We start from the raw sequence: 26,117 nt of genomic DNA, 5'->3' as shown, positions 1-26,117 counted from the left end.
AGTTTTCGTTTTGTAACAAAAGGAAACAATCCCATGAAACGATTGTTGGCTTTGATTTTTGCCCTTTGTATTTGGTTTAGCGTTGCCCCAACGGCATCGGCTGATAACGTATCAGGTCTGGTGCCATGCAGCCAGTCCAAGGCTTTTCAGCAACGTGCTGCAACCGCCCGCAATACCAACTTCGACCCCGATTCAGGACGCAAGCGTTTTGAACGTTATTCTCAGGCAATGTGTGGCCCAGAGGGTTTACCCCACTTGGTTGTAGATGGTCGCCTGGATCGTGCCGGTGACTTTATCATTCCCAGCATTCTGTTCCTGTATATTGCGGGTTGGATTGGTTGGGTTGGTCGTGCCTATATTCAATCGGTGAAAAAAGAGGCAAACCCAGAGTATAAAGAAATCCAACTGGATGTTCCCCGGGCTGTTGGTTTTATGCTAAGTGGCTTCACTTGGCCTTTGGCAGCAGTCAAAGAATTGCTCACGGGTGAATTGACTGCAAAAGAAGATGAGATTCCTGTCTCAATTCGCTAGTTACGTTGAATTATTGACTGTTTTGGAGAATGATTCATGCAGTATTTCCTCAAGTATCTTTCCCTAGCTCCGGTTCTGGCTATTGTGTGGCTATCCCTTCAGGCTAGTCTCTTGGCTGTCTTTATCTACATTTTCCCCGACCTGCTTTTCCATCCAATGCCGTAAAGATCGCAGGATTTTCAAGACTGGTTAAAAAATGCTGTATCAAACGATAGAAGCATCTCCAGTTTTAACCCAACGATAATTAGTGGCACTAGCTCATCAAAAGGTGAAGAAATTATGCAAGTGCAAGCAATAAGCGACTCGAAAGATCGTCGTAACGACCCCAGAAATCGGGAAGTTGTCCATGAAGCTGGCGATCCGCAAATTGGCAATTTAGCAACGCCGATTAATTCTTCCGGTTTCACAGAGGCTTACATCAATAACTTGCCAGCCTATCGCAAAGGGCTGTCACCCGGACGCCGAGCATTAGAAATTGGTATGGCTCATGGTTATTGGTTGATTGGTCCCTTCGCCAAACTGGGTCCTCTGCGCGATACAGATGTCGCGAACCTGGCAGGTTTGCTGTCAACGGTTGGCTTGATTATCATTTTGACGATTGGGCTATCCCTCTACGCTTCTAGCAATCCCCCCAACCCCACTAAAACGATTACCACGCCCCGTCCTCCAGACGCCCTCAATAGTCAGGAAGGCTGGAACGAGTTTGCGAGTAATTTTCTGATTGGTGGAGTTGGTGGTGCGGGAATCGCCTACCTGCTGATTTCCAATTTGGAACTGCTTCAAGGTCTGTTCAAAATTGGGTAGTAGCAGTAGCGATCGCTAGCTTGGAAACATCTGTTATACAAGTCTTCTAGCGTTCGGTACGAGTGGCTTACCACTGCGCGTCCACCCATCTGTTTAACCAGAAATGCGTGGCGTCGTGGCTGAGGCAAACCACTGACCAACCGTTTTCTTGCCACCAGGCAAGCGGTTATCTTAAACTCCTCACTTTGTTTTGAATCAAGAACCCTGCCCATGCCGTGAGGGCAGGGTTCTCTGTTTGTGCATGAGGGCGATCGCATTTATCCTAAGTAATGGAAAAAGAGGGACTTTAGAAGTTATGGCGCGTCTAGCACTGCTGAGTGTATCTGATAAAACTGGGCTAATCGACTTTGCCCGTCAGTTGGTTGAAAAATTTGAGTTTGATTTAATCAGCAGTGGTGGAACGGCTAACGCCCTTAAAGATGCTGGGCTACCCGTGACAAAAGTTTCGGATTACACGGGTTCTCCGGAGATTTTGGGGGGGAGAGTCAAAACCCTGCATCCCCGGATTCATGGCGGCATTTTGGCGCGTCGGGATGTGCCCCAAGATTTGGCAGATTTGGAGGCGAACCAAATTCGCCCGATTGATTTAGTGGTAGTGAATCTTTATCCTTTTGAGCAGACGATTGCGAAAGAGGGAGTAACGTTGCCGGAAGCGATTGAGCAGATTGACATTGGTGGCCCGGCGATGATAAGGGCTTCTGCAAAAAACTTCCAACATCTAACAGTTTTGTCTAACCCAGCCCAGTACGATGCCTACTTGCAGGAATTGCAGCAACAGGGCGGGGAGGTGTCCTTTGAGTTCCGTCTGGCTAGGGCACGAGAGGCTTTTGAGCATACGGCGGGGTATGACAGGGCGATCGCAACCTATCTTACTCATCAATCCCCTGTAGAGGCAGAGGCGCATACATCGCCCCTACCTACACAATTTGAGCTTTCTGGACAACAGTTGCAATCTCTACGATATGGGGAAAATCCCCATCAACCTGCCGCATGGTATCAAACTGGGGCAGTTGCGTCTGGATGGGCGGCGGCGACTAAACTTCAGGGAAAAGAACTGAGTTATAACAACTTAGTGGATTTGGAAGCAGCGCGGCGGATTATTGCTGAGTTTCCCGATACCCCAGCAGCGACGATTATCAAACACAATAATCCCTGCGGCGTAGGTTTGGGAAATAGCTTGTCTGAGGCTTATGAAAAAGCTTTTAATGCTGATTCGGTTTCGGCTTTCGGGGGGATTGTGGCGCTAAATCAGCCGATTGACGCCTCCACAGCGACAGCACTCACCAAAACATTTTTAGAATGCGTCGTGGCACCGGGATGCGAACCAGAGGCACAGGAAATTCTGGCGGCTAAGTCTAAGGTGCGGGTTTTGACTTTGCCAGACTTGGCGGCTGGACCAGAAAATACAGTTAAAGTTATTGCCGGTGGTTTCCTCGTCCAAGCTTCTGATGACGTGGTGGAAAACGCCAGCCAGTGGCAAGTCGTCACGGACAAACAACCGACGCCAGAACAACTTGAAGAATTATTATTTGCCTGGAAGGTGTGTAAGCACGTCAAGTCTAACGCGATTGTTGTAACACGCGATCGCACTACTTTAGGTGTCGGTGCCGGACAAATGAATCGCGTCGGTTCGGTCAAAATTGCCTTAGAACAAGCTGGAGAAAAATCCTCAGGTGCCACGCTTGCCAGCGATGGTTTCTTCCCCTTCGATGACTCGGTGCGGACAGCAGCGGCGGCGGGAATTGTAGCGATTGTTCAGCCGGGAGGCAGTCTGCGCGATCAAGATTCAATTAAGGCTGCCAATGAGCTTGGTTTAGTGATGGTGTTAACAGGCATCCGTCACTTCTTGCATTAAGCAGTCACAGAAAGAATCAGAGGGAGGTAGCGATCGCTAGGTTCAAATACTTTATGGCGATCGCTCACCCTTTTAACTACTTCCCTGCATTTCTAAAATCAATCATTGTCTGACGATAGGGATCTGGCAATCCGGTGTCATAACACTTACCGTTGACAATATATCCGGTCATTCCCTCTTCCTGTTGCAATTGATCGAGACAGGATGTTAACTGAAATTCGCCTTTTTCGTCCCGGAAGTTGTTTTGAATATTATTTTCGAGAAATTCAAATATTTTCGGTGTGAGTACATATAAACCGAATATACATAAGAATTGATCTTCTGCCATTCCCTCTACACGAAGATGCTGGCGTGCATACTCAATTGTGGGCTTTTCTGCAAGTTGAGTTACTGAAAGGATTGAGTTTGATTCCTGCCAAATTCCGGTAACACAGCCAGATTTATGAAGGCTTTCTGCTGGAAGTGTCGTTAAACTAACAACACTTTGATTAACTTGTTTGTAAGCATCTAAAAGTTGACCTGCACATGATGTTTCAGTGTCCGATGAGTAAACATGATCGCCCAGCATCAGCAGAAATGGCTCATCTTTCACCCATTCTTTGGCACAGAATACAGCATAACCATAGCCTTCTGGTTTGTCTTGATTCAAAAATGTAATTTTGCTGCCTAAATCTTGTAGATACTGGCTATATTCCTGATTTTGCGGCGATAATTTCTTGAAAAGTTCGCCTGGAGGTGGAGCCTTAAAGAACTCCTCAAAAAGTGCGCGATCGCCTGGTTGCACTACAATCCCGATTTCTTCTATACCAGCGCTGATGGCTTCTTCCACAATTGCTAGAATTACCGGCTTGGCACGACCCTCTCGATCGATAATCGGGAAAAATTCCTTTTTCACCGCCTTGGTAGCTGGAAATAAACGAGTTCCGAAACCTCCGGCTGGAATGATAGCTTTGCGAACTTTGCGTGCATGAAGTGTTAGCTTTAAACCTTGCATTTGAGGAAAATCCCGTTCAATAATTTCAATGACTTTTTGCTGGCTTTCTTCGTCTTTAACGATAAATTGTGCTGTACCATCCCCTTGCGAACCAACACCTTTCCCTCCCCAAATGTAGGGCTGAATGGGTTTATAATGAAGGATTTTATGCAGGATGGGAGCTGTTAATTGCTCAGGACAGACGGGAATCAGATGCTTGTCAAATTCGATTTGTGACTTTTTCATCAAGATACCAATTTGTTCAGCATCTCCTTTTTGCAAGGCGTCTACTGCTTCTTGAGTAATTTGAGAACTGATGGAGCCAAGATATTTTTGGACATTCTCTTGGGATTCGTTACTGGCGAAAGGATAACACTGATTCAAGTTACTGAGTATTTCTTGGGTATTTTTCCCAGCACCGAGATCGACAATTACAAAGAACAGGTTTTTGGGTACTTTTAGTTCGACGACATCCGAGCGATTGCCATCAAAAACCATCAGGATCGGGCGATCGCCATAAGCACACGCTTGATCCATCCGTCCGCAGCGAGAAGGCGTTGTAATCTCTCCCTGATAAGCCAACTCCATTTCGTCTCGGAGGGTCATTTTTAAGTCATACACGCGATTGAAAGCACGAGCTACGAGGACGCACAGCGCAGCACTGGAGGAAAGACCTTTCTTAACTGGCAAATCTGTCAGATAATTGTCGATTTCCAGTCCGTCCACTCGGTAACGAGCCACAAATTGGTAGGCAACGCCAGCGGCATAACTAAAGAAATCACCTTTTTCAGCTTCGGCAAGCAAAACCTCGGCGTCCATCGGCAGAGTCAGCGTTTTCCGGGTGCCGTCACTCAGGGAAGCGTGAAAAATCAGATGAGTGGGATGAGGCTTAACCTCGGCATAAAGCCCCTGATTAGTCCCGACGATCAGCGTATAGCCTTTTTCTAAATTCGGATTGATGCGGCGATAGTCTCCCGCCCAATCGCTGTGTTCGCCAAACAGACACAGGCGACCTGGAACAAAAATTTTCATAAATTTCATGCTGCTATCTTCGCACCCTCTAGTAATAAACTACTCTGGGTGGTGAGCAAGCGTTGAAGCGATCGCTCTTTTTATCTACGCGATTTATCTATCGCGATGATTCGGCTTTTTGCACCCCGTTGGGTATCGGTACCAGTCAATACATCGCACCGACTGGTTAAAATTGCTCTGAAGCTAGGGAGAAAGCCCAAAGATAGTTTCTTCAATTTTTCAACATCGAAGAGGAAACGTTTATGCAATCGGCTCCACAGCAGCCTAACGTCCAGGATGTAAAAGTTCAGCTTCTCCTAACGGGAGGACATGAGTACACCATTTATCTCAAGTCAGATTCACCCGTACTCCACAGTCTGCTGAAAACAATTGTGGCTCAATCCCAAAAACAGGAAGCGGTATTTTCTTGTTTATTTCAGATTCCCATCAATGAGGGTCATGCGGCTCTGTCTTTTCCGAGCGATCGCTTGGTTGGCATCGTTACGGAACCGCCCCTGTACGTGCAACAAAACTTGCCGCCAATAGAAGAGCCACCACTTCAATCTGTAGATTTTTTACCAAATATTTTACCTTCTGAATATGTGCAAATTGATAATTTCTTAACCTTGGAGGAAAAGAACCGCTTACTTAATTACGTTTGGGAACAAGAGTCAAACTTTGTTTCTACTAGCACTTCAACAAACGAGGCTGACTATCGTCGATCAATGGTTCTCTATTACTTCCCTGAATTTTCTGAATTGGTAGTCAATCGAATTAAAGCGATTCTCCCAAATGTCTTCAGAAAGCTAGGGATACCTTCTTTTAAAGTTTCCGATATTGAAAGTCAGTTAACTTCCCATAATGACGGGAATTATTTCAAAATTCATAACGATAATGGCAGCACTGAAACTATCACTAGAGAATTAACTTATGTTTATTACTTTTATCGCGAGCCAAAACCCTTTTCTGGTGGAGAGTTACTGATTTACGACAGTAAGGTGGAAAACAATTTTTACGTACAATCAGACTCGTTTAAAACAGTTGAACCGAAAAACAACAGCATTGTGTTTTTCCTGAGCCGCTATTTACACGAAGTTTTGCCTGTGGTTTGTCCTTCTAAAGCTTTCGCAGACAGTCGATTCACCATTAATGGCTGGGTGCGTCGTCAAGTAAATAATGCGTAACGACTAAAGTCGCAGCTACACGAACAAAGACCGCCTTCGCGGTCTAATATCAAGTCCGGTTAATTGACCATTTAAAGAATTAGCCTGTCTCCGTCAGGCTACGTTTTTGTAGCTGCATCCTCCAGGGTCTAGATAAATTCTGGTAAACGTAGAATACTCCCAGTGTATACGCGACGAAAAAACGCATACTATAAGGCTGATGTGCATTTCCAAATGCACATCAGCTTAGTTATCTTCTGGGGATGGATTAAAGCAGGAATGCTTCCAAATGCGAACCTTTTTTACCGTTGGGGTTTGATAATTTGGCAGGGTATTTTCGCGCATAAAATAAATAGAAAAGGTATCAAGCTGCTGTGACCCTTGGTGCTGAGAATTCCAATTGCGGCAAAGATATCGCCCATAGTAAAGACGATATTTGGAATTGTCCTTGCTCCAAAGATTCATCATGTATTTGCGCCAACGCTCGTTTGGATAAGTCGCAGACACAAGACGTGGTTTTTCCCAGCTTACAGGTGTGCCATCTTTAAAAACATCTATTTCGGTGCCATTTTTAAGCTGACCTGGAATGACATACCAGCCATCATCTTTAAGTGGATAGGGAGCAAACATACTCCATTTTTGGTCTAATCTCAACACAAGCGTCACCCAATTAACCACGCTTGGCAGCTTAAAGATAGAGGGAGCAATCGTCCTGAGATTCCACAAAGAGACGCAAAGCAATAAGAGGAAGGCGATAATATCTGTTAACAACGAAGAACGCACTTCCAGAGGACGAAACTTTAAAGGAGTCGTGACTTTAGAGGCGGCGCGGCGATTGTTGGCAATGATTTCGTAGGCTTTCGTACCCACAGACAAGACAGGACGCCATTCCAACAAGGGACTCAGAGGTCTAAGTAAGGGTGATAAGTGACAGACGTAGGCGATCGCTTTAAATTTGAAATGTTTGTATCCTTCCCAATCGACCACTACCCAGGAATTGTGAGTTTTCATGTCCGCGAAAATTTCCGGGTCATCCTGAGCTAAAAGCAGTGGCGTTCCTGGCAATACTAAGAAGGTGCGGATCAGGTATACCGTCTTTTTACAGAAACCACACTCTCCGTCATAGTAGATTTTGAGTCCCTGACGTTGCGGAGTTTGCAGGCGCTGAGAGATCCCATTCCAAAACTCGCTAGGGATGAAAATTAGCCAAGCGATCGCGCTGATAAAGGGAAAAAGACCGAGGGTTAGTCCTAGTCCAAAACCGAGATGTAACAGGATAAATGTCGCCACCGCACACAAGCGGAAAAAGCTGGTACGGATGGGGATGAACAGTAAAAATGGCCCTAATAACTCAATCCCCAGCGTGGTGTAGGTTAAAAAGACGAGCAGTGGCGGCGGAAATCCTAAGAAAAATTGACCGATGGGGGTCGCAAACTGATCGATGCTCAAGGCATAATAAACGGCGCTGCCTTCTTTCCACCAGATCGGATCGGACTTCAGCGCCCATGTAAACCAGTAGACAAAGCAGATTTGTAGTGTCAAGGCGACCGTTGCACCGGACAAAATGCGCTCCGGCAAAGCTTTTGAGGATGAATTAAGGGCGCTATCCACCGAATAACACGCCCCTAACGGCAAAAACATTGCCCAAAATAGCAACAAGCGAAATTCGATGTCTCCAGCACTGAGTACCATCGGGTTTCGACTATGAAGGGAAACCAAGAGTGCCCAGGATACGATAGTGACAAATCTTGTCCGATAACCGATTAACAGTGCAAAGGCAATAAATCCAGCAAATAAGAATAGAAAACTTTGAAATAAAGCTTGTCCGCTGAATAAATGTACTGACCAGAACCAAGGATTTAAGAATTGTTCAACCAGTGGGGCGCGGGGAAGGATGCCAAAATCAGTGTAGTGAGCTTTGAGATCCTTAGAACGATTAATCAGATCGGTAACGACGAGCAACGCTAGCCCGATGCGAAATAAAGCGAGCGATCGCAAGTCTAACCCAAACAGTTCCTCTAGTTTCCTCTCAAAGCCACTTTTAAATTTTTTCTCCTTGGAGAACATAGAACGTTAGCCCCTTAATTGACAATTCGGTTATAACTAAAATCTCTATAAAAGTCGCCAAAATCGCCATCCATTATCCGAATTACAGTGCCACCGATGCAAAGGCACCTTGTTAGCAAAAATTAGGGTTGGAAGTTCAACCAAACTTCCAACCCCCATCGCTTACCGAAACAATGACTATTCAATCAATGAATGGTTTAGTTAGATTTCCGACGGCGCACTACTCTCAGTCCTCCAACCATTAAGGCTAGAGCTGCCACAGTGCCTGGTTCTGGTACCTTTGTTGAACCACCATTATCGCCGCCGGTGGTGTCGCCGCCAGTGGTGTCGCCGCCAGTGGTGTCGCCGCCAGTGGTGTCTCCGCCAGTGGTATCGCCGCCAGTGGTATCGCCGCCAGTGGTATCGCCGCCAGTGGTATCGCCGCCAGTGGTATCGCCGCCAGTGGTATCGCCGCCAGTGGTATCGCCGCCAGTGGTATCGCCGCCAGTGGTATCGCCGCCAGTGGTATCGCCGCCAGTGGTATCGCCGCCAGTGGTGCCGCCGCCAGTGGTATCGCCGCCAGTGGTATCGCCGCCAGTGGTATCGCCGCCAGTGGTATCGCCGCCGGTGGTGCCGCCGACAATAGTACCACCTAGCAATTTGTCACTCCCAGCGCCAGCATTTACCTGCTGGAAGCGAACTGCCGCCTGAAGGGTGTTATTTTGAAATCCAGCCAGGAATTGGCTTTCAAGTGTGGCAGCAACGAGGTTTGTACCACTTAATAAAAAGCTGACAAACGTATTGCCGCCCTGAGGAAGGGCACCATTAGCATTGCCACCTTCAAAGTTACCGTTATCAGCAACACCAACGCTAAAGTCACCGACTTGATTACTAAAAGGGGTAAAATTAACGTTTTGTAACAGTGTAGGGAAGAAACTGCTGCCTATGTAGGAGTTGCTAACTACGGACAAACCTTCCAGGAGATCGAACGCAACACCTGTCAGTTTAGACTGAGTGGCTCCAGCGCCGAAAATACTTTGACCAGTAGTGTTGGTGATATCCAGCCCAAGCCGAACGTTGTTTCCTTCCTGAATAAAACTGAAGTCTACAAAAGCTGATGCGCCAGTGGCAGGGTTATTAGAAGATTGACTGGTGGAACCAAAAGATATGCCGAAGGCTTGTGCCGAGCTTGGTACTAGAAAAGAGGATGTAATAGCAATGCCAGCTGCTGCTAAAACGGAAGGTAAAAATGAAGTTACTTTCATCGATGAAATCTCCTTGGTTAAGACACAAGATTAAATTGGCGTTTGTAGATAATGCTTTTTCTTTAGCCCTGCATATTTCACGCTCAGCTAATGTACGCAATATATCAGTGGCTCCTCTAAGCCACAATAGATTCTCAGTAGTTTCTCGATATCTTTAAATAAAAAGGCAACGCTCTTTATCGCTACTTCATGATTCTACTGATGAAGATTTTACTTAGTTTATTTACCTAGTTAAAACGAAGCAGTTTGTTAGCTTCTAATTTAAAGCAAAGTGTTTATACTGAGGCTTCATAATAAATTTATATAAAAATGGATTATGTTTATAGTTTCTTAAAATTAAATATCAGGGTTTATACGTAAATTATTGGTAGCTTTAAATAAATAGGCATTTTTCTTTATCGTTACTTTACAATCTATGAGGATTCCACGTAAATGATTGATGCTTTTTAAGAAGGCGATCGCTGTTTTTCAGTGCGAGATTTAAAGCGTTTTCATCGCTTACGCCATCCTCAAACAGATAGAACACCGCAGACTCGTTTGAGTTCCCACTCATGTTGTGTATTTAAGCCCAGATGATTCTTGTGCAGCCAGTTCTGGCTACTTACAATCGGTTGCCGAGGCAGTTTCTAATACGGTTCACGAAGAAGCTAAAAATTCAAAGCAAAGGTAGGTTGAATTAAGGAGCGAAGCTTAACAAATGCTTCTGTGTGTTGGGTTTCGTTCCTCAACCCAAACTACAACTACACGAAGATCGCGCGATCGCTCACACCGATCCGGGTGCTAAAACGATCCCTCAGCTTGCTACAGGGAGTGTCGTCTTGATTCAGCGGCATTGCAGGGGAAGCCGTTATGGAAAAGTAGCATTCCACACTAATTGATTAGCGATTTACCGCTTAATATTGATTCGCAGAGATTTCTACAACAAATGCTGTAAGAGTGCTGGGCACGCGATCGCGTGTCGCCGCCTTGCACTCTACTTCCTTACTCCTTGGCACCATCTACAGGCTTTTAAGCGTTAATCTACAGCCCCAGATGCTTTGAGCGATCGCGCGATCTCCCGGTTTCGATTCATTTGGGCGATCGCCAAAGCCGTGTAGCCACCCCGGTTTTTCAAATTCACATCCGCACCAGCTTTCAGCAATACCTGCACGGCATTCGCATGACCCCGCTGGACCGCCCACATTAAAGCAGTCGCACCAGCATCATCCTGAAGATTGATATCCGCTCCCAACGAGAGTAGCCCTTGCATCACCCCCGCGTGCCCCTGCTCAGCTGCCTTGATTAGCGCACATTTCCCGTCGTTGGTTCGTGTATTGGGCTTAGACCCACCCTCCAGCAGCACTTTCACCGTGTCAGCGTGCCCCTGCAATGCTGCCACAGTTAACGCTGTCTCACCCAGATTCCCCGCGTTAGAATTCGCGCCCTTTCTTAACAGAGCTTCCACAATCGCCGTCTGACCATGCAATGCTGCCACCATCAAAGCGGTATCGCCCAGCTTATTTCGCGACTGGACATCCGCCCCTCGGTTGAGGAGAATTTCTACAACATCAGCATGACCTTCGACAACGGCAAAGTTTAAAGCGGTCTCATCATCTTTATCTTTGGCATTGATATCCGCGCCGCGATCGAGTAGCGCCGTCACAATATCCGTGTTAGCGATCGCTGCCGCAGCCATCAACGGGCTTCCGCCATCCGAGTTTTGAGCATTCACATCGGCACCGCCCTCCAGCAATGCTCTCACTACCTCCGGATGAACTCGATCGATTGCTAGAGTTAAAGCCGTTTCACCTTCTTTGTCTTTCGCATTCACATCAGCGCCTTTCGCTAACAACTGCTGAGTCACTTCTAAACGACCAAACTCCGCAGCTTGTCTCAGCGGGCTTCTACCATCCTTGGTTTCGGCATTCGCATCTGCCCCTGCGTCTAACAAAACCTGCACTGTGTCAGCGTGTCCGAGTCCAGCAGCAAGAAATAAGGGAGAGACGCCATCATTCTCTCTCCTCCCATTCACCTCAGCACCGGCATCTAACAAGGCTTGCACCACCCTAGTTTTGCCCTCCTGCGCCGCCAACATCAAAGCCGTATCCTCAACGTTGTCTTTGACATTGACTTGGGCACCCGCATCCAGCAAGATTTGCACCACGTCAGCATGACCTTTCAGCGCCGCCACCATCAGCGCTGTGCTGCCATCCTCGTTGGCGGCATTCACATCAGCTCCAATGGAAGCTAACATTTTAACCACGTCAATCTGATTCGCTGCCGCCGCTATCATCAAAGCCGTCAGGCGATATCGTTGTCTAAGTTGATTGACGTTTGCACCAGCGTCCAGTAAAAGTCTGACAATCTCGGTGTAGCCGTTCTGGGCGGCAAACATCAAAGCAGTAGTGCCCTCCCGGTCTGTCGCACTGACATTAGCGCCAGCGGTGATTAGCGCTTTTACCCGCTGAATTTCTCCCCGCTTCGCCGCCCTAATTAAGTCTTGATTTGCACTCACCGCTGTTGCCCGATCCCCTCCGCAGCATTGCCAACTTCACCTCAAATTATACTTTTGAGAGGAGGGTGTCGCTTAACCCCCAAGCTTGGAGAGGACAAAGGCAACGAGGAAGCCAACAACGGTGATTAGTCCAGCAAAATCATGGGCTTGCTCGAAAGCTTCTGGAATCATGGTGTCTGATATCATTGCCAGAATTGCGCCTGCTGCCACGGCGGTAGTTGCGGCGATAATTTCTTCAGAGAAGTGACTGAAGATGACATCGCCCAAAAGCGCTGCGATACCAGAAAGAATCGCGATCGCTGCCCACACGCCAAAGATATAGCAAGCTGAACGACCTGCTTTCTTCATGCTAGCGGCGCTGGAGAGTCCTTCGGGAAGATTCGAGAGAAAAACGGCTGCTACCGTCACCCAGCTAACAACTCCTCCTTGAATCATGCTGACGCCAATCGCAATTGATTCCGGAATGCCATCAAGCAGGGCACCGATAGCGATCGCTAAACCGCTCCCACTCGCCTCCTATAAGAGATTTTTGTTGGTTGCCAGAGCGCTTGCGATGCTTGGCACCCTGATAATTCAGATACCAGTTTGCTCCTGTGTAGACAGCAGCACCGCTTACGAAACCAATTGCTGTTGAATCGAAGCCACCCCGCTGATAAGCCTCATCCATTAGCTCAAAAGATAGCGTCGAAATTAGCACCCCGGCACCGAAAGCCATCACGGCTGCGATCGCTCGTGGGGAAATTTGCACAAAATATCCCAACCCGGCTCCCAATAGCAGCGCCGATCCCCCCACCAAACCCCAGAAACCTGCCTGTAACCAGACTGGCAACATCAGACGCCCTCCCTAGCAAATCCCAGCCCTGCAATGTTCAGCAGACTTTCTACTACTCAATCATCAGAGGTTATGGTGCAGTCATGACGACTACCCAAAGGTAGACAGCCATTATGATAAGTTTTATAAAGTTCCTTAATGAGCCGAATCTTATGAGCTTGGAAATCCCCGTATCGATTAAACCCTGGCTTAATTTTATTCACCCCGCCTTGATGTGGGTGCTACTGGGCACATCCCTCTATGCCCTATATCTGGGGATTCTAGTTCGACGCACTCGCAGTGCTGAAGGGGACGCCAAAAAAGAGCTAATCAAAGGCAGGTTTAACGTCCGGCATTACCAAGTTGGTTCATTGCTGTTGGCGTTGATGGTGATAGGCACGCTGATCGGCATGGGCGTTACCTATATCAATAATGGAAAACTCTTTGTCGGACCTCACCTGCTAGCAGGCTTAGGCATGACGGGGATGATAGCAGTTTCTGCTGCACTCTCTCCCTATATGCAAAAAGGTCACAATTGGGCGCGTTACAGTCACATTTTTTTAAATGTTGTGCTTTTGGGACTGTTTGGCTGGCAAGCTGTCAGCGGTGTGGAAATTTTGCAAAGGATCATCAGCAAGATGTAGCCTTTGGGAGGATGCTAATGGCTAATAGCAATTAGCCATTAGCCATTAGGGATTTAGCCATTAGCCCTTTTCTTGGCTTTTTTAGGCACGGGCAAACCCAGACTGGCGTGAAAGTCTTCCTGCACTTTGGGGGTGAGGGACTTAGAAACTTGTCGCACAATTTGAGCCAAGAGGCGATCGCCTGTATTTTGAATCACAGACTTAGGCAACTTGTGAATAAACTTGGGAAACTGAATGTAAACGGACAAGTCCAGATGCCACTCAACATAGGTAATCGCAGATACCTGATGTGGGGCGAATCTATCTGCCGGTACTTCCACTAATGTCATCGCCGACTCATAGTCAACGTCATAGCCTGGAGTCACGTAATTCGGAACGGGTACTGTCCGAACTCGATAAACACCTTGATCCCGTGGCAACAGTTCTAAGCCAATTTTTGGCTCCACCTCATAACCAAACGCACCAAAACGCCCGATTACCAAAGCGTAACCATTCTCTCCTAGGGGTTCTACTTGCATGGGGTGAGCGCAGCGGCAGAACCAACCGTGGTGAGTATCTAGATACTTAGCAACCGTTTCGGCATCGGCATACATCTCCATGCAGCTCTCAAAGTGAGTATGAAATCGAGTCGTTTCATTTGTACTCGCGGCTTCTATGGCTGCGTTGTCGGCATCCATGAGACTGGATACTGGATTCAACATTCCTGAGTTAACCTCAAACGGTACCTCAAACGGTTGACGATCGTAGAATTGCGACTGCATCACCTGCTCTCCTGCGCTGGTTGCCGTTTTTCTATATACAGGATTCCCACAATGGGCTGAATTGTTTCCATAAATTCTAATTCTTCAACAAAAGACGACAACGCCTTTGAGTTTCTACAATTAAAAAGTTAGAGTTTACTGCCAACCAAAAAAAATTCTCTGTCCACTCAGCATAGCTTGCGATTCTAAAGACTGGACACGGGTAATTTACGGAGAAATGAATGAAAGCATTTGTAGCAGGGGCAACGGGGGAGACAGGTCGTCGGATTGTACAAGAGCTGGTGCAGCGGAATATACCTGTTCGAGCGTTAGTTCGAGACATCGAAAAAGCTAGGCAGATTCTACCAGATGCCGCTGAATTGGTAGTTGGCGATGTTTTACAGCCAGAAAGCCTCTCTTGTGCCCTAGGTGATAGTACGGTTCTACTGTGCGCCACAGGTGCTAGCCCCGGCTTTGATCCGACTGGACCCTACAAGGTGGACTACGAAGGCACGAAAAATCTAGTGGATGCCGCCAAGGCAAAGGGAATCGAGCATTTTGTGCTGGTTTCTTCAATTGGTGCTTCTCAATTTTTGCATCCGCTGAATCTGTTCTGGCTGATTCTGGTGTGGAAGAAGCAAGCAGAGGAATATATTCAGAAAAGCGGGTTGACGTACACAATTGTGCGACCGGGAGGTCTTAAAAACGAAGAGAACTCAGAGCCAATCGCTATGTACAAGGCTGACACTCTGTCTTTAAGTGGCAGCATTTCCCGTACTAAGGTCGCGAAAGTGTGTGTCGAAGCGCTATTTCAACCATCGGCTCGCAATAAAATTGTTGAAATCATTACCAAGGCAGAGGCTCCTGAAAAAAGCTGGGAGCAGATGTTTGCCAGTGTGGCCTAATTATGTTCTCAGCCATCGGGCGTTTTCTCGCCGGGATGTTTTCAGCGATCGGGAGTTTTCTCATCGGGATGCTGAGCATGACGGCGGTGCTGTGCTTGTTGCTTTATCTTAAAGACTGGGAGCAGCTGCGCGATCGCGGCTTCTCCTACGGAAACTCGTCGGTGGCTCCACTGAACGGAAACGGTACCGCTCCCTTGGCAATGCAAGGGGGCGATCCTTATATCCGTGCCTTGATGCGGACAATTTCTGCTAGTGAAGCAAATGTTGCCCAGCCTTATCGGGTCATCTATGGCGGTCAGTATGTCCAAGACCTCAGCCAGCATCCCCAGATGTGCATCCCGATTGGTGTTGGCCCTAATACGGGAAAATGTTCTACTGCTGCTGGTCGCTATCAGATGCTCAACACGACGTGGCTTGAGAAGGCTCAGCGCTATCACCCGCAGCCTTCAGAATTTATGTTTTGGCACTCTTATAGCTTTGAGCCACAATTTCAGGACGCTGTAGTTTATGCGTGGCTGAGTGACCGGAAAGCCTGGAAAGTAGACATTTCCAAGTTGCTGCGTCAAGGGAAACTAAAAAAGGTGTTGCGGCTGCTATCTGGCACTTGGACAAGTCTGGGCTATGGGATAGAAACCAACTCTATGAGTGGGAAGTTGCCAGAAATTTATGAGCAAATGCTAAAAGAAGAGCTACAAACTTATGGATAAAAAACCGACGCGAGTGCGGGTTTCCAAATTTAATCTAGTTCAGTGAACTTTAGTATCCATCACACTCTTCAGCTTGCCCTAAGATATCTTTCCCTCATTGTTTGTAACGTAGACTTCCTAGAAATTCATCCGAATCAGCAACGTTTTGCGGTTAGAAGAGGCAACACCTCCTTCTGGAGCTGACGTGTTGAAAAAAATCGGCATAGCCATTACCACCAGCCCAATTAGAAAAATATGAGCGATTAAGTCAAAGGTTGTGAAACCTTTGCTTGTACTTTTTTTGAAACCGGGTAGTAAGCACAAAGCTGGGCGGTGGAGATTCATGGCGGACTCCAAAGGAGGTGAGGTCGAACAATCTATTACTATAGATAGTTGAATTAATAGACTGTTCCCACCGTTTTTTTAAGGGACTTTTGATGAATGCGATCGCCTTTCTCCGTAGAAACCCTTGCTTTTGCTCCTTTTTTTCCGGACGTTGTTAAGTTTTTAAGAAAAAAACTTAACAACGTTTGCCAAAGCAGTGATAATTTTCTTAAGCTTAAAAGCTCCTTGAGAGCTTGATGTCAGAGAAAAACCAAGTATTGATTAGCCAACATAAGTTTAAGCGCCTATAAAGCTATTTTTCATAGATTTCTAAAGGTAATCCGTCTGGATCGCTAAAGAATGTAAACTGCTTGCCAGTCATCTCATCAAGTCTAATATCTTCTACCTGCACTCCTTGGTTTTTTAAATAGTAAACAGCTTCATCTATATTTTTGACAGCAAACGCTAAATGCCTCAATCCGCAAGCTTCAGGGTGACTTAATCTTTGAGGAGGATTAGGAAATGAAAAAAGCTCAATTTGATCGCCGCGACCAACTCTCAAATCTAATTTGTAAGAATTTCTTTCTTCTCTAAAGGTTTCTTGGATAATTGAGAATCCTAAAACCTCTACATAAAACTTTTTAGATTTTTCATAGTTAGAGCAAATAATCGCGGCATGATGAATTCCTATTGTTTCCATAAAATGAAATTCCGCACAACGGCAACCAATAAACTACATTTCTGATAATACTTTACTTCGGAAAAGGCAAATTAATAATTTAAACTAATTAAAGCTGCAAATTACCGTATTTTTTATAATATAAAATTGGTTTAAATAGCTATCATTTAGAATCTCGCCCCAGCCTCCTACCTAAAAGCGGAGGCGGGGTATTTATCATTTTGTTTGTAACATATAAATTTCTTAGCTTTCCTTTTTAAGCCCGATTGAGGGAGCGTTAAGGCAGCGCCTCAAAACCCAAATGGTATTTAGGGTAAGCATTACCTTAACAAATATTATTGAATTGATACAGGTTTAGCTAAAAACTGGCTAACTTTGTCAAAAAATACTCTTGGATTTTCTACATGAATATTATGCCCACAATTACTAATTAAATTAACCTTAGCTGCTTTACACAGTTTCGCCATTTCTGAGTTAATGATTCTAAACTTGTTATCATATTCACCTACTAGCAAAAGCATAGGATTTTGGTTTTGTTTGAGCGCTTCCCATAAAGAAGGTTGGCATCCAGTACTCAAATTACTTAGGGACTTAGCCAATTCAAAGGGATTATTTTGTAGCCGAGACTCTATTATCTGCTCAAATTTCGGATGTTTTTTGAGAGAAACAAAAAGCGGCTGATGATACCAATTTGTTAAAAATTCTGAAAAATCAATCGTTACTAATTCCTGCGATAATTCTAGATCCCGCTGGAGTCGCTTCCATCGTTCCTCTTCGGTCTTCAACCCAGGAGATGCCGATTCCAAGACAACTTTAGGAAAACGTTCGGGGAAATGAAGGGTCAAATATAAAGCCAATCGTCCACCCATCGAATAGCCAACCAAAAAACATTTTTCAATGCTTAACTGTTCTAGCAGGTTGAGCAAAGCCTGGGCAGTATTTGCCATTTCATAGCACTCGTCTCCACCCATAACCTTAGTTTGTCCATGACCTGGAAGGTCAACAGCAAGACAACAAAATTGGTCAGACAAAAATGAGATAACTTGATTAAATTCGTTGCAGTCACCCATAAAGCCATGTAAAAACAGGATTATCGGTTTATCTGCGCTACCGCTCAAAGAATAGTGAAATTGATAATCAAACGTCATCCTCTACAACTGTTTGCTCAAATCTGATTTGCTTAATCGTAATGCACGTCAGGATAGCGATCGCATCCTCTGTCACCAACACTATCAGTTGCGATCGCTATCCTGACTGGAGCTACAAGCAATGCAGTAGAATTTATGCTGCTCTATTCGTTGGCAATTCCGACTCCGGAATTAGGAAGGTTTTGCTATCCCTGTGTACAGAGGCAATCGCACCAGGTTAACCGTGCGATCGCTTCCTCCAACTTCCCCAACATAGTGCCATCACTAAAAACATTAATATATTTTATTACTTTTTACTTAAACTTTAAATTGTCTTATTGGTTTTATTGGGAATTATGCTACGTTTCTAAAGTCAATATTAGGCTAATAAAAGTCAATACTATGACAAAAAATACTAACTATTCCTATCTCAGTGACTTCACATAATCAAGATATTTTGGTATATATTTAAATGTTATTGTTTTATTCACTGATTATTATTATTTTTAAGGTTGCTCTTTTGCTAAATTTTTTAAGCAAAAAAAACAAAGTAATTATTTTATTTGTTAACTTTATCAAAATAAATTAATATAAAAAAATATTTTATTTTTAGTCGTTCCTAATATCAATTGTTGGTTCTATTAATATAAACAAATTAAAAAAGCAGTCTATGTTAACGAATGCCGATAGTTTATAATCATGTATAATTCATTTTAAATCGATCCTCGTAGACTCGACAACCTGTAAAAGCTGATTTAAGAACAGTTTTATACAATATTGTTTTTATACAATATTGTGATAAATAAAGGTTTACGTTTAAAGCCAATTGCCAATCTATCGCATAGCTAAACATTCTCCATGTGTAAGCAACTTAGGAGGTGAATCAAAACATAGACAATGTTTGTAATTGTATGGCTTTTATTGTCAAAAAAATTCAAACTCGCTTTTTTACATTTAGTAAAATAAACAATAAGAATATATTATCTAAAGGCTCTTCATTAAAATAGCTTTAACAAAATTAAAAGTTGTAAAAATGTCAAAATCGTAATTCTATCTATGCTAAAAAATACCTCCAAAAACATTGAATTCTGAAAATTTGAGACATCAGCATTTACAAGCCCTTGAGAGAAGAAAAATTGAAGAATCGCTAGTCCTTTTCCAAAGGGATGAGACAGCAGCTAGCTTCTTACTTGTGGTACTCTCACAAATAGTTGAGCTGAAAGAATTTGCGAACTTTTCATAGTAGTTGCCTTTGTGTCTTCGCGTCTCTTGATCAAAAATCTCAAATCAGCTCTTCCCGACGTGTCGTAGATGTTCGCTTCTTCATTTCAGCCACAACTGCCACCCCGTCATGATTGTCGCTGTGGTTTCAGATATCAATTTCATAAACTACCGAGGGAATAATCATGCCAAAGATAGAATTGACAATTAGGCAGGTAATTGACTTAGTTAAACAACTGCCACAGGAGGATAAATCCATACTCTTGGACACCCTCGCCTCGGAAAGAAAGATGAATGGCACAGATAGGTTAACAGAGAAAGAGCAGCAGATGCGCGTCTTGAGTGCTGAACGGGGGCTGGATTGGGACAGCTTGAGTGAAGACGACCAAGAGGTGCTTGTTGATAAGTTGCTGTACAAGCATAAGTAAATCCCTAGCTATATCGTTGTCTTCGATACCAATGTTTTTTTCTGGCTTCCACGCAAAGGGAAGCCAGTTTTGTAATCTAACTAAACTAAGGCAAAAATCGATCCAAAGCTTCTTTTAGCTTTTCAATTTCAACTTCAATATTGCCTTCTTCAGCTGCGCGGGCAATACACTCAGTTAAATGTTCATCCAAAATTATCCGCGCCACCCGATCTAGGGCACCCCGCACAGCAGCAATCTGCACGAGAACTTTGGGGCAGGATTCGCTTTCCTGCACCATATTTTTGATGCCTCGGACGTGTCCTTCAATCCGAGACAAGCGATTAACAACCCGCCGCAGTGATTCTTCGCTGTGGACATGATGATGGGGAGACTCTTCATCCCCATGCTCGTGGGTATGTGAACGACCGTGGACGGGCAAGGTTTCGTCAGTTAGCGGATTCGATCCAATCATGGAGAGTCAATAAGGCAGCATTTGTATTCCACATCGTAGCCTATTTAAGTATCTGCTCTTCTAGAGATGAAAAATTGTACTACACTCCACTTCGTGCCCTTACGCTAATGTGTCGTCTCAAAGAATGCGTCTTTATGTTTATAGAAATTTGAGATGTAGGGAAAACCGCATCAGTGCTTGAGCCTAAGTTCAGTCGTTTCACCTGTAAAAATAACTATAGGGATATTTTTGTTACCAGATAGATCATCACAAAGCTAGAAAATTGATGCTATGCCATTTCCAAAGTTTTTTCGGTTTCTGCGTCAAGTCAGTACCTATGTAATTGCCACCTTTCTAGGAGGCATTTTGGCGTTTGGCGCTTATCGTGTCTTGCCGTCTCAGGCTGGCCCTGCTCCCAAAGAAGTTGCACTTACTCCAGGGGCATCAGAGCTGGTAGCGCAAAGCAGTATTTCTAGAATTCCCAATACTGCTGCAACTGGCAGTTTTGTCACCGCAGCGGTGAATCGGGTAGGAGCGGCAGTCGTCAGAATTGATACCGAGCGCACAGTCAACCGTAACATCGATCCGTTGTTTGACGACCCCTTCTTCCGGCGTTTTTTTGGTGAAGAGTTGCCCAGAGGGCCGATGCAAGAGCGCCTACGCGGTCAAGGCTCTGGTTTCATTATTGACAAGAGTGGGATTATTTTGACAAATTCCCATGTGGTCAATCAGGCGGATAAGGTGACTGTCACCCTTAAGGATGGACGCACAATAGAGGGGAAGGTACAAGGTGCCGATCCGGTAACGGATTTGGCGGTGGTCAAAATCGATGGAGGTAGCGACTTACCCGTGGCACCTCTTGGAGATTCTAACGAAGTGCAAGTGGGTGACTGGGCGATCGCAGTCGGCAATCCACTAGGATTGGATAACACCGTCACCTTGGGAATCATCAGTACCCTTAAACGCTCCAGTGCCGCTGTGGGGATTCCTGACAAGCGATTGGATTTCATTCAAACCGATGCAGCCATTAATCCAGGTAACTCCGGTGGGCCACTCTTAAATCAACAGGGTGAAGTAATTGGCATCAACACGGCGATTCGTGCTGACGCAATGGGGATAGGCTTTGCAATTCCGATTAATCAAGCCAAAACAATTTCTGTTCAGCTGGCGCGTGGAGAAAGAGTTGCTCATCCCTATCTCGGCGTTCAAATGGCAACCCTAACGCCCCAAGTAGCGGCTGAAAACAACAGCGACCCCAATGCTCCCCTACAGGTGCCAGAAATCAACGGCGTCCTAGTCGTGCGAGTGTTGCCAAATACCCCAGCTGCCAAAAGTGGAATGCGCCGGGGGGATGTGATTTTGGAGATTGATGGGCAACCCGTGAAGACTGCCGCCGAGTTGCAGAGAATTGTCGAGAATAGCCGTGTCGGTCAGGTTATACAGATGAAGGTGCAGCGCGCCAGCCAAGCGACATCCATTAGCGTCCGCGCTGGTGAATTGCAAGAACAGTCTTAATTAGTGCTGAGGGCTGAGAGGTGAGGACTGAGTGCTTGAGACCTGAGGATTGAGTGAATTAAAAGTAAAAAGGAATAGAGAAGAGAATATTCTCTATTCCTTTTCTAACGTCTGCAACTTTTTCTTAACTTTCTTAACCCCCTTTTTAAGGGGGAGAAATACAGAAAGTTGCACACCGCGTTTACTACTTTTTATCTCCTCTTTCTACTCTCTCTTCAGTTCTCGGTACTCATTACTCTCTAGTCGTCGTCCTCAAAGTCGTCGTCATCCTCAACATCGTCAATGAGGTCGTCGTCATCATCAAGAACTGGAGAGATAGCGCCGCCCATTCCATAAGTAGGCCGTTCTTCAAATCCAAGACCTGGGCTGTAAGCACGAGCTGTTCGGTCATCCAGCACCACGTCCAGCGCGTCCTCCTCAACATCCAGTCCGGAACCGAAGCCAGATGCTGACATATCAACATCTGAGCTGATGCTGTCCTCATAGGCATTGAACCCGGTTCCTGCCGGAATCAGTCGCCCAATGATCACATTCTCCTTCAGACCGCGCAGCCAGTCAGATTTGCCTTCAATTGCTGCTTCGGTGAGAACCCGCGTCGTTTCCTGGAAAGATGCCGCAGAAATAAAGCTATCTGTATTCAGCGATGCCTTGGTAATCCCCAGCAACATCGGCGTATATTGCGCCGGTGCCCCGCCAGTAATTGCCATCGCTTCATTCACTTGCTCAATCTGCCGCAGTTCCACCAACTCTCCCGGCAGCATCGTGGTATCGCCGCCATCATCCACCCGGACTTTCGAGGTCATCTGGCGCACAATCACCTCAATATGCTTATCAGAAATATCAATCCCCTGAGATTGATAAACCGACTGCACTTCATTCACCAGGAAAGTCTGAACCTTCTGCAACGCCATCAGCGCCGCTTCGTAGACTCCCATCGTTTCCCGGTAATGCTCAAAGAAAATCTCTAGAATTTCATGGGGGTTGGCAGGACCATCGGTTAGCGCCTCCGCAGTCTCTACAACCATGTCATCTCCCACAATGACGTTCTGTCCGGGGCCGAGGGGATAGTCAGCCACGACGCCGTCCGATTCAATGACTTTAATCTCCTCTGCGTCCTGCTGAGGTCCGTAAACGACCTGAGCCGTTCCCGAACGCCGTGCCAAAATACACGCTTCTTTTGGCTTCCGTGCCTCCAGCAGTTCTTCAATACGTGGCAAACCTTGGATGATATCCCCAGTTTTCGCCCGCTCAAAGACTAGCAGCACTAGGTTGTCACCCCGCTGCACCAAGTCTCCATCATCGATATGCAAGACGGCTCCGGAAGACACGCGATAAGGACGAGCCAGACGCATCTGGATCGAATCCTCCAAGATGGCGGAAATTTGACCCGACTCTGGGGCAAGTACGCCAGAGGCGATCTCAGTCCCTGCTACTAACAGCGCTCCCACTTTTACGGTGGGTTTAGCGCCTTTCGTGTCAACACTTATCCGGTCGGTATCCCGAACCAGCAGCACCCGGCGAATCGAGGCTTCTCCAGCGCGAATCCCCCGGACTTCTCCGGCATCCTTGCACTGAATTTCCGTGCGAGCCACAACGGCTCCTGGCTCGATCTGCTGACCGTCAGTCACCATAATCCGTGTATGGGTACTGCCAGAAAGTGGATCTGCCGCTGTATCCCGACGAATCACCAGAGATTCCGAAACCAAGAGCTGTAAACGCATTTCTGAAGTCCGAGGCGAAAGTTCAGAACTTACGGTTGAAAGCGCGGAGCTTTCTTCGTCGTCCTTGCCTTTTGCTTCAACTCCCTTTCCTTCAATTGGCAGCAACTCAATATCCGCCGCCAGTAGTTCTAAAGCGCCAAGGCTCTCGGAACTGCTCTCACTTTCAGTTCCATAGCCAATTTCCAGAACCAATTGCGTCCGCAGCAGTTCCAGCCCTCCGATGGACTTCACCCGTTCCCCATCTTTGTAAGGAAGCCGCTGAACTGCCCGCAGCTCAATCTTGTAACGTCCCCTTCCAGAAATAGAAGCTTGAGACGGTACGCTCGGCTCATCGGGAACGTGAAACTCAGTCACCGGACGCAGCAACAATGCAGGGCCTTCAGGGGTTTCCACAAATTCGGTATAACGCAACTCGCTAACCGTCAGCCCTGGCATAACTTCCTGTCCGGGATAGAACAGCGATCCATCTGTTCCCATCACTGCTTCTGGGTCATCGACCAAATGTAGTTCACCGGGCTTAATCACGATTTCCCGTAGGATATCGTTTTTCTGGGTTACTTCCACTATCCCAGCTGTTTGACAGAAGATATCTTTGACGACCTCTGTCATGGCTTCTACGTATTGACCGTCTTCCACTTGCAGGAGGGAGATATCCTTGTTCACTTCATGGGATTCTTCTGGAATCCACAGCAAGGTGCCGCCTTTGATGACTTCGTATCCTTGTTTTGCCTTGGCTTTTTTGGCAACTTCCACACCGGCGTATTTGATAATTCCCCCGGTCTGGGTGTTATAGCGATCGTCAATTAAATCGGCTACTACCTGGTGGTTTTGAACTTTTGTCCCTGGGGTGGCCTTCAGGGAAAAGCGCTGATTGTCGGCGGTATAAATTACATAATGGTCGCGGCCTTGAGTCGCTTCCATTCGCACCCGTGCTTGGTCTAACAGCACGCTAGCGGTGATAATTTCAATTTCTCGTCCCCGCGAACCAGCGTCATCAGCTTTTAGCCGGACGACACCACCATGCTCGCTCACCAACTTGGTTTCTGCGAGTACGTCGTTGCGATCCACCACTTTACCGTTCTGCACGACGGCTTCGGCACCTGGAGGTAGGTTGTAAACTTCTCCAGACAAAATCCACAACAAACCACCCCGCGCCGCAATCCGGGTGGTGTTCCCCTGGCGGTCGGTTTTTTCTTCTGGAAGCAGACCTTCAAACTTCACTTCGCCTGCCAGGTCAGTGGTAACGTCTTTGGCGGCTTTTTCTGTATGGGCGCGAGTGGAAGAAGCGATCGCAACTTCACCCAATAGCTGTTCTGCCGTTACCGTGCTGCCATTGACACAGTACAGGGTGGAATTTTGAGTGAGCGGAATCGAGATTTGCTCCTGAGTGCTGTCTACCGGATCGAGAATCAATTCCGCATTGGTCGATTCCACTAGCAAGGCATCTTCCCCGTGCCGCGTCCGCAGTCCCCGCGTCCGCATCCCTCGGCTGAAGCGCACTTTGGCGGTCATCGGCGCACGGACTTGTCGCGCGACTTCGCCAGTGAAGACGCCGCCAGTGTGGAACGTCCGCATGGTGAGCTGGGTGCCCGGTTCGCCAATCGACTGAGCGGCAATAATTCCCACCGCTTCCCCCAGATCCACGAGATGCCCGTGGGCGAGGCTCCAGCCGTAACAATGTTGACACACGGAACGGGCGGCTTCGCAGGTCAAGGGCGATCGCACGAAAACTTCTTCTATCCCAGCCTTAACAATGTTCAGCCCCATTTCTTCTGACATGGGCTGATTGCGGGGCATGACCACTTCCCCCGTGGTGGGATGAACCGCATCTTCTACTAAAACGCGACCCAGCAGGCGATCGGACAAAGGAATCAGCACCCGATCGTCCGAAGTCATGCTGCGTAAGCGAATCCCTCGCTGGGTGCCGCAGTCCACTTCCCGAACAATTACATCCTGAGACACATCCACCAGGCGGCGGGTAAGATAGCCGGAATCCGCTGTACGTAGAGCGGTATCTACCAATCCCTTCCGTGCCCCATAAGACGAGATAATATATTCCGTGACGGTCAAACCTTCCCGAAAATTCGTCTTAATTGGCAGACCAATAATCTCTCCCTGGGGGTTTGCCATCAATCCACGCATTCCCACCAGCTGACGCACCTGAGAAATATTTCCCCGCGCCCCAGAAAACGCCATCATATAGACCGAATTCAGGGGATTTTTTTGTCTAAAGTTGCGAACCACCTCATCCTTTAGGGCTTCGCTGGTACTATTCCAGGTATCGATAACCTTTTGGAAGCGCTCCACCTCGGTGATTTCGCCCCGCGTGTAGCGTGCTTCTGTAGAGCGAATTTCAGTTTCGGCAGCGTCCAGCAACTGCCGCTTAGAATCCGGCACCTGCAAGTCATCCACACTAATCGAGACACCCGCTTTAGTCGCGTAGTGGAAGCCCAAATCTTTCAGGCGATCTGCCATTTGGGAGGTGCGGGCACTACCGAAATGCGTAAATGCCCAGGCAACCAGTTTCTTCAGTTGCCCTTTGTCCACCATCCGATTATGAAAAATATTTTTGATTTCTGGTTGCTCTGCCATAAGTTAGGACTGAGGTATAAGGACTGTTAGCGTAGCGGCGCTCTACTCGCAAAACGAGTATTTAAAGAAGACTGAGCGATGAGGCGTATTCGCGTAGGGCCATTCAACTCGCGGACTGAGCGAACACAGAACAAGCGAACACAAAACACCGG

The 26,117-nt window shown here is 46.6% G+C and carries 21 protein-coding genes and 1 pseudogene; 11 read left to right on the top strand and 11 right to left on the bottom strand.

The genetic code is table 11. From position 1 onward, the window contains the following. Positions 1–33 precede the first annotated feature (33 nt). The 4 genes from H6F52_RS20520 to purH all read left to right on the top strand — a co-directional run bounded on the left by H6F52_RS20520 (position 34) and on the right by purH (position 3,190). Positions 34–531 (top strand): Photosystem I reaction center subunit III, encoded by a 498-nt coding sequence (locus H6F52_RS20520; protein ID WP_190413990.1) that lies wholly within the window; start codon positions 34–36, stop codon positions 529–531. Between the two features lie 36 nt (positions 532–567). Next, complete coding sequence (locus H6F52_RS20515; protein ID WP_190413988.1) at positions 568–696, top strand: photosystem I reaction center subunit IX; 129 nt, start codon at positions 568–570, stop codon at positions 694–696. A gap of 114 nt (positions 697–810) precedes the next feature. Further along, positions 811–1,335, top strand: coding sequence for a photosystem I reaction center subunit XI (locus H6F52_RS20510; RefSeq protein ID WP_190413986.1), 525 nt, complete (start codon positions 811–813; stop codon positions 1,333–1,335). 295 nt (positions 1,336–1,630) lie between these two features. Then, entirely contained in the window at positions 1,631–3,190 is a 1,560-nt protein-coding gene (purH, locus tag H6F52_RS20505; RefSeq protein WP_190536594.1) for a bifunctional phosphoribosylaminoimidazolecarboxamide formyltransferase/IMP cyclohydrolase, read from the top strand. Between the two features lie 76 nt (positions 3,191–3,266). On the opposite strand, the gene H6F52_RS26535 is transcribed toward purH, so the two are convergent. After that, positions 3,267–5,195 carry a sugar phosphate nucleotidyltransferase gene (locus H6F52_RS26535; protein ID WP_190536593.1) on the bottom strand — a complete coding sequence of 643 codons (1,929 nt, stop codon included), beginning with the start codon at positions 5,193–5,195 and terminating at the stop codon, positions 3,267–3,269. Positions 5,196–5,437: 242 nt separating this feature from the next. On the opposite strand from H6F52_RS26535, the gene H6F52_RS20495 reads away from it, so the two are divergent. After that, complete coding sequence (locus H6F52_RS20495; protein WP_190536592.1) at positions 5,438–6,358, top strand: 2OG-Fe(II) oxygenase; 921 nt, start codon at positions 5,438–5,440, stop codon at positions 6,356–6,358. 225 nt (positions 6,359–6,583) lie between these two features. On the opposite strand, the gene H6F52_RS20490 is transcribed toward H6F52_RS20495, so the two are convergent. Continuing rightward, a complete protein-coding gene (locus tag H6F52_RS20490; protein WP_190536591.1) occupies positions 6,584–8,404 on the bottom strand; it encodes an HTTM domain-containing protein in 1,821 nt (606 codons plus the stop codon). A gap of 197 nt (positions 8,405–8,601) precedes the next feature. Then, complete coding sequence (locus H6F52_RS20485; protein WP_190536590.1) at positions 8,602–9,648, bottom strand: PEP-CTERM sorting domain-containing protein; 1,047 nt, start codon at positions 9,646–9,648, stop codon at positions 8,602–8,604. Between the two features lie 707 nt (positions 9,649–10,355). On the opposite strand from H6F52_RS20485, the gene H6F52_RS20480 reads away from it, so the two are divergent. Continuing rightward, positions 10,356–10,526 carry a hypothetical protein gene (locus H6F52_RS20480; protein WP_190430322.1) on the top strand — a complete coding sequence of 57 codons (171 nt, stop codon included), beginning with the start codon at positions 10,356–10,358 and terminating at the stop codon, positions 10,524–10,526. 137 nt (positions 10,527–10,663) lie between these two features. On the opposite strand, the gene H6F52_RS20475 is transcribed toward H6F52_RS20480, so the two are convergent. Together H6F52_RS20475 and H6F52_RS26530 are read right to left on the bottom strand one after the other, a co-directional pair. Continuing rightward, positions 10,664–12,142, bottom strand: coding sequence for an ankyrin repeat domain-containing protein (locus H6F52_RS20475; protein ID WP_190536589.1), 1,479 nt, complete (start codon positions 12,140–12,142; stop codon positions 10,664–10,666). Between the two features lie 72 nt (positions 12,143–12,214). After that, positions 12,215–12,974 (bottom strand): annotated as a pseudogene (locus H6F52_RS26530) (ZIP family zinc transporter). 152 nt (positions 12,975–13,126) lie between these two features. Here H6F52_RS26530 and H6F52_RS20465 point away from each other — a divergent pair. Next, positions 13,127–13,597, top strand: a complete 471-nt coding sequence (locus tag H6F52_RS20465; protein ID WP_190536588.1) for a DUF4079 domain-containing protein — start codon at positions 13,127–13,129, stop codon at positions 13,595–13,597. Positions 13,598–13,650: 53 nt separating this feature from the next. Here the strand turns inward: H6F52_RS20465 and H6F52_RS20460 are convergent, their stop codons facing one another. Then, positions 13,651–14,274, bottom strand: a complete 624-nt coding sequence (locus H6F52_RS20460) for a DUF1997 domain-containing protein (RefSeq protein ID WP_347276236.1) — start codon at positions 14,272–14,274, stop codon at positions 13,651–13,653. 305 nt (positions 14,275–14,579) lie between these two features. Between H6F52_RS20460 and H6F52_RS20455 the strand changes: the two genes are divergently transcribed. Both H6F52_RS20455 and H6F52_RS20450 read left to right on the top strand, forming a co-directional pair. Continuing rightward, positions 14,580–15,242, top strand: a complete 663-nt coding sequence (locus tag H6F52_RS20455; RefSeq protein ID WP_190536586.1) for an NAD(P)H-binding protein — start codon at positions 14,580–14,582, stop codon at positions 15,240–15,242. A 2-nt stretch (positions 15,243–15,244) separates the two neighbouring features. Continuing rightward, positions 15,245–15,949 (top strand): glycoside hydrolase family protein, encoded by a 705-nt coding sequence (locus H6F52_RS20450; RefSeq protein WP_242029157.1) that lies wholly within the window; start codon positions 15,245–15,247, stop codon positions 15,947–15,949. A gap of 117 nt (positions 15,950–16,066) precedes the next feature. Here H6F52_RS20450 and H6F52_RS20445 read toward each other — a convergent pair whose 3' ends face one another. From H6F52_RS20445 to menH, 3 genes are all read right to left on the bottom strand, one after another. Continuing rightward, the gene (locus H6F52_RS20445) at positions 16,067–16,273 is read right to left on the bottom strand and encodes a hypothetical protein (protein ID WP_190413967.1); all 207 of its coding nucleotides are present in this window, start codon (positions 16,271–16,273) and stop codon (positions 16,067–16,069) included. 292 nt (positions 16,274–16,565) lie between these two features. Continuing rightward, the gene (locus H6F52_RS20440; protein ID WP_190536585.1) at positions 16,566–16,952 is read right to left on the bottom strand and encodes a VOC family protein; all 387 of its coding nucleotides are present in this window, start codon (positions 16,950–16,952) and stop codon (positions 16,566–16,568) included. Between the two features lie 314 nt (positions 16,953–17,266). Then, positions 17,267–18,079, bottom strand: coding sequence for a 2-succinyl-6-hydroxy-2,4-cyclohexadiene-1-carboxylate synthase (gene menH, locus H6F52_RS20435; protein ID WP_190430316.1), 813 nt, complete (start codon positions 18,077–18,079; stop codon positions 17,267–17,269). Between the two features lie 1,385 nt (positions 18,080–19,464). Between menH and H6F52_RS20425 the strand changes: the two genes are divergently transcribed. After that, positions 19,465–19,707: a hypothetical protein gene (locus H6F52_RS20425; protein WP_190536583.1), complete on the top strand. Its 243-nt coding sequence runs from the start codon at positions 19,465–19,467 to the stop codon at positions 19,705–19,707. A gap of 85 nt (positions 19,708–19,792) precedes the next feature. On the opposite strand, the gene H6F52_RS20420 is transcribed toward H6F52_RS20425, so the two are convergent. Continuing rightward, positions 19,793–20,158: a metal-sensitive transcriptional regulator gene (locus tag H6F52_RS20420; RefSeq protein ID WP_190413957.1), complete on the bottom strand. Its 366-nt coding sequence runs from the start codon at positions 20,156–20,158 to the stop codon at positions 19,793–19,795. Positions 20,159–20,428: 270 nt separating this feature from the next. On the opposite strand from H6F52_RS20420, the gene H6F52_RS20415 reads away from it, so the two are divergent. Further along, positions 20,429–21,652, top strand: coding sequence for an HhoA/HhoB/HtrA family serine endopeptidase (locus H6F52_RS20415; protein ID WP_190536582.1), 1,224 nt, complete (start codon positions 20,429–20,431; stop codon positions 21,650–21,652). 239 nt (positions 21,653–21,891) lie between these two features. On the opposite strand, the gene H6F52_RS20410 is transcribed toward H6F52_RS20415, so the two are convergent. Next, positions 21,892–25,965: a DNA-directed RNA polymerase subunit beta' gene (locus H6F52_RS20410; RefSeq protein WP_190425182.1), complete on the bottom strand. Its 4,074-nt coding sequence runs from the start codon at positions 25,963–25,965 to the stop codon at positions 21,892–21,894. Positions 25,966–26,117: the final 152 nt, after the last annotated feature.

It is taken from the genome of Coleofasciculus sp. FACHB-542, from assembly GCF_014695825.1.
Classification (GTDB): domain Bacteria; phylum Cyanobacteriota; class Cyanobacteriia; order Cyanobacteriales; family FACHB-T130; genus FACHB-T130.
Note: the sequence above shows the minus strand (reverse complement) of the source record. Positions and strands in the feature narration are given on the sequence as shown.

Bases quoted from the DNA above. Each gene is read 5' to 3' on its own strand.
- H6F52_RS20520 (WP_190413990.1), top strand. From the start codon at position 34: ATGAAACGATTGTTGGCTTTGATTTTTGCCCTTTGTATTTGGTTTAGC.
- H6F52_RS20515 (WP_190413988.1), top strand. From the start codon at position 568: ATGCAGTATTTCCTCAAGTATCTTTCCCTAGCTCCGGTTCTGGCTATT.
- H6F52_RS20510 (WP_190413986.1), top strand. From the start codon at position 811: ATGCAAGTGCAAGCAATAAGCGACTCGAAAGATCGTCGTAACGACCCC.
- purH (WP_190536594.1), top strand. From the start codon at position 1,631: ATGGCGCGTCTAGCACTGCTGAGTGTATCTGATAAAACTGGGCTAATC.
- H6F52_RS26535 (WP_190536593.1), bottom strand. From the start codon at position 5,195: ATGAAAATTTTTGTTCCAGGTCGCCTGTGTCTGTTTGGCGAACACAGC.
- H6F52_RS20495 (WP_190536592.1), top strand. From the start codon at position 5,438: ATGCAATCGGCTCCACAGCAGCCTAACGTCCAGGATGTAAAAGTTCAG.
- H6F52_RS20490 (WP_190536591.1), bottom strand. From the start codon at position 8,404: ATGTTCTCCAAGGAGAAAAAATTTAAAAGTGGCTTTGAGAGGAAACTA.
- H6F52_RS20485 (WP_190536590.1), bottom strand. From the start codon at position 9,648: ATGAAAGTAACTTCATTTTTACCTTCCGTTTTAGCAGCAGCTGGCATT.
- H6F52_RS20465 (WP_190536588.1), top strand. From the start codon at position 13,127: ATGAGCTTGGAAATCCCCGTATCGATTAAACCCTGGCTTAATTTTATT.
- H6F52_RS20460 (WP_347276236.1), bottom strand. From the start codon at position 14,274: ATGGATGCCGACAACGCAGCCATAGAAGCCGCGAGTACAAATGAAACG.
- H6F52_RS20455 (WP_190536586.1), top strand. From the start codon at position 14,580: ATGAAAGCATTTGTAGCAGGGGCAACGGGGGAGACAGGTCGTCGGATT.
- H6F52_RS20450 (WP_242029157.1), top strand. From the start codon at position 15,245: ATGTTCTCAGCCATCGGGCGTTTTCTCGCCGGGATGTTTTCAGCGATC.
- H6F52_RS20445 (WP_190413967.1), bottom strand. From the start codon at position 16,273: ATGAATCTCCACCGCCCAGCTTTGTGCTTACTACCCGGTTTCAAAAAA.
- H6F52_RS20440 (WP_190536585.1), bottom strand. From the start codon at position 16,952: ATGGAAACAATAGGAATTCATCATGCCGCGATTATTTGCTCTAACTAT.
- menH (WP_190430316.1), bottom strand. From the start codon at position 18,079: ATGACGTTTGATTATCAATTTCACTATTCTTTGAGCGGTAGCGCAGAT.
- H6F52_RS20425 (WP_190536583.1), top strand. From the start codon at position 19,465: ATGCCAAAGATAGAATTGACAATTAGGCAGGTAATTGACTTAGTTAAA.
- H6F52_RS20420 (WP_190413957.1), bottom strand. From the start codon at position 20,158: ATGATTGGATCGAATCCGCTAACTGACGAAACCTTGCCCGTCCACGGT.
- H6F52_RS20415 (WP_190536582.1), top strand. From the start codon at position 20,429: ATGCCATTTCCAAAGTTTTTTCGGTTTCTGCGTCAAGTCAGTACCTAT.
- H6F52_RS20410 (WP_190425182.1), bottom strand. From the start codon at position 25,965: ATGGCAGAGCAACCAGAAATCAAAAATATTTTTCATAATCGGATGGTG.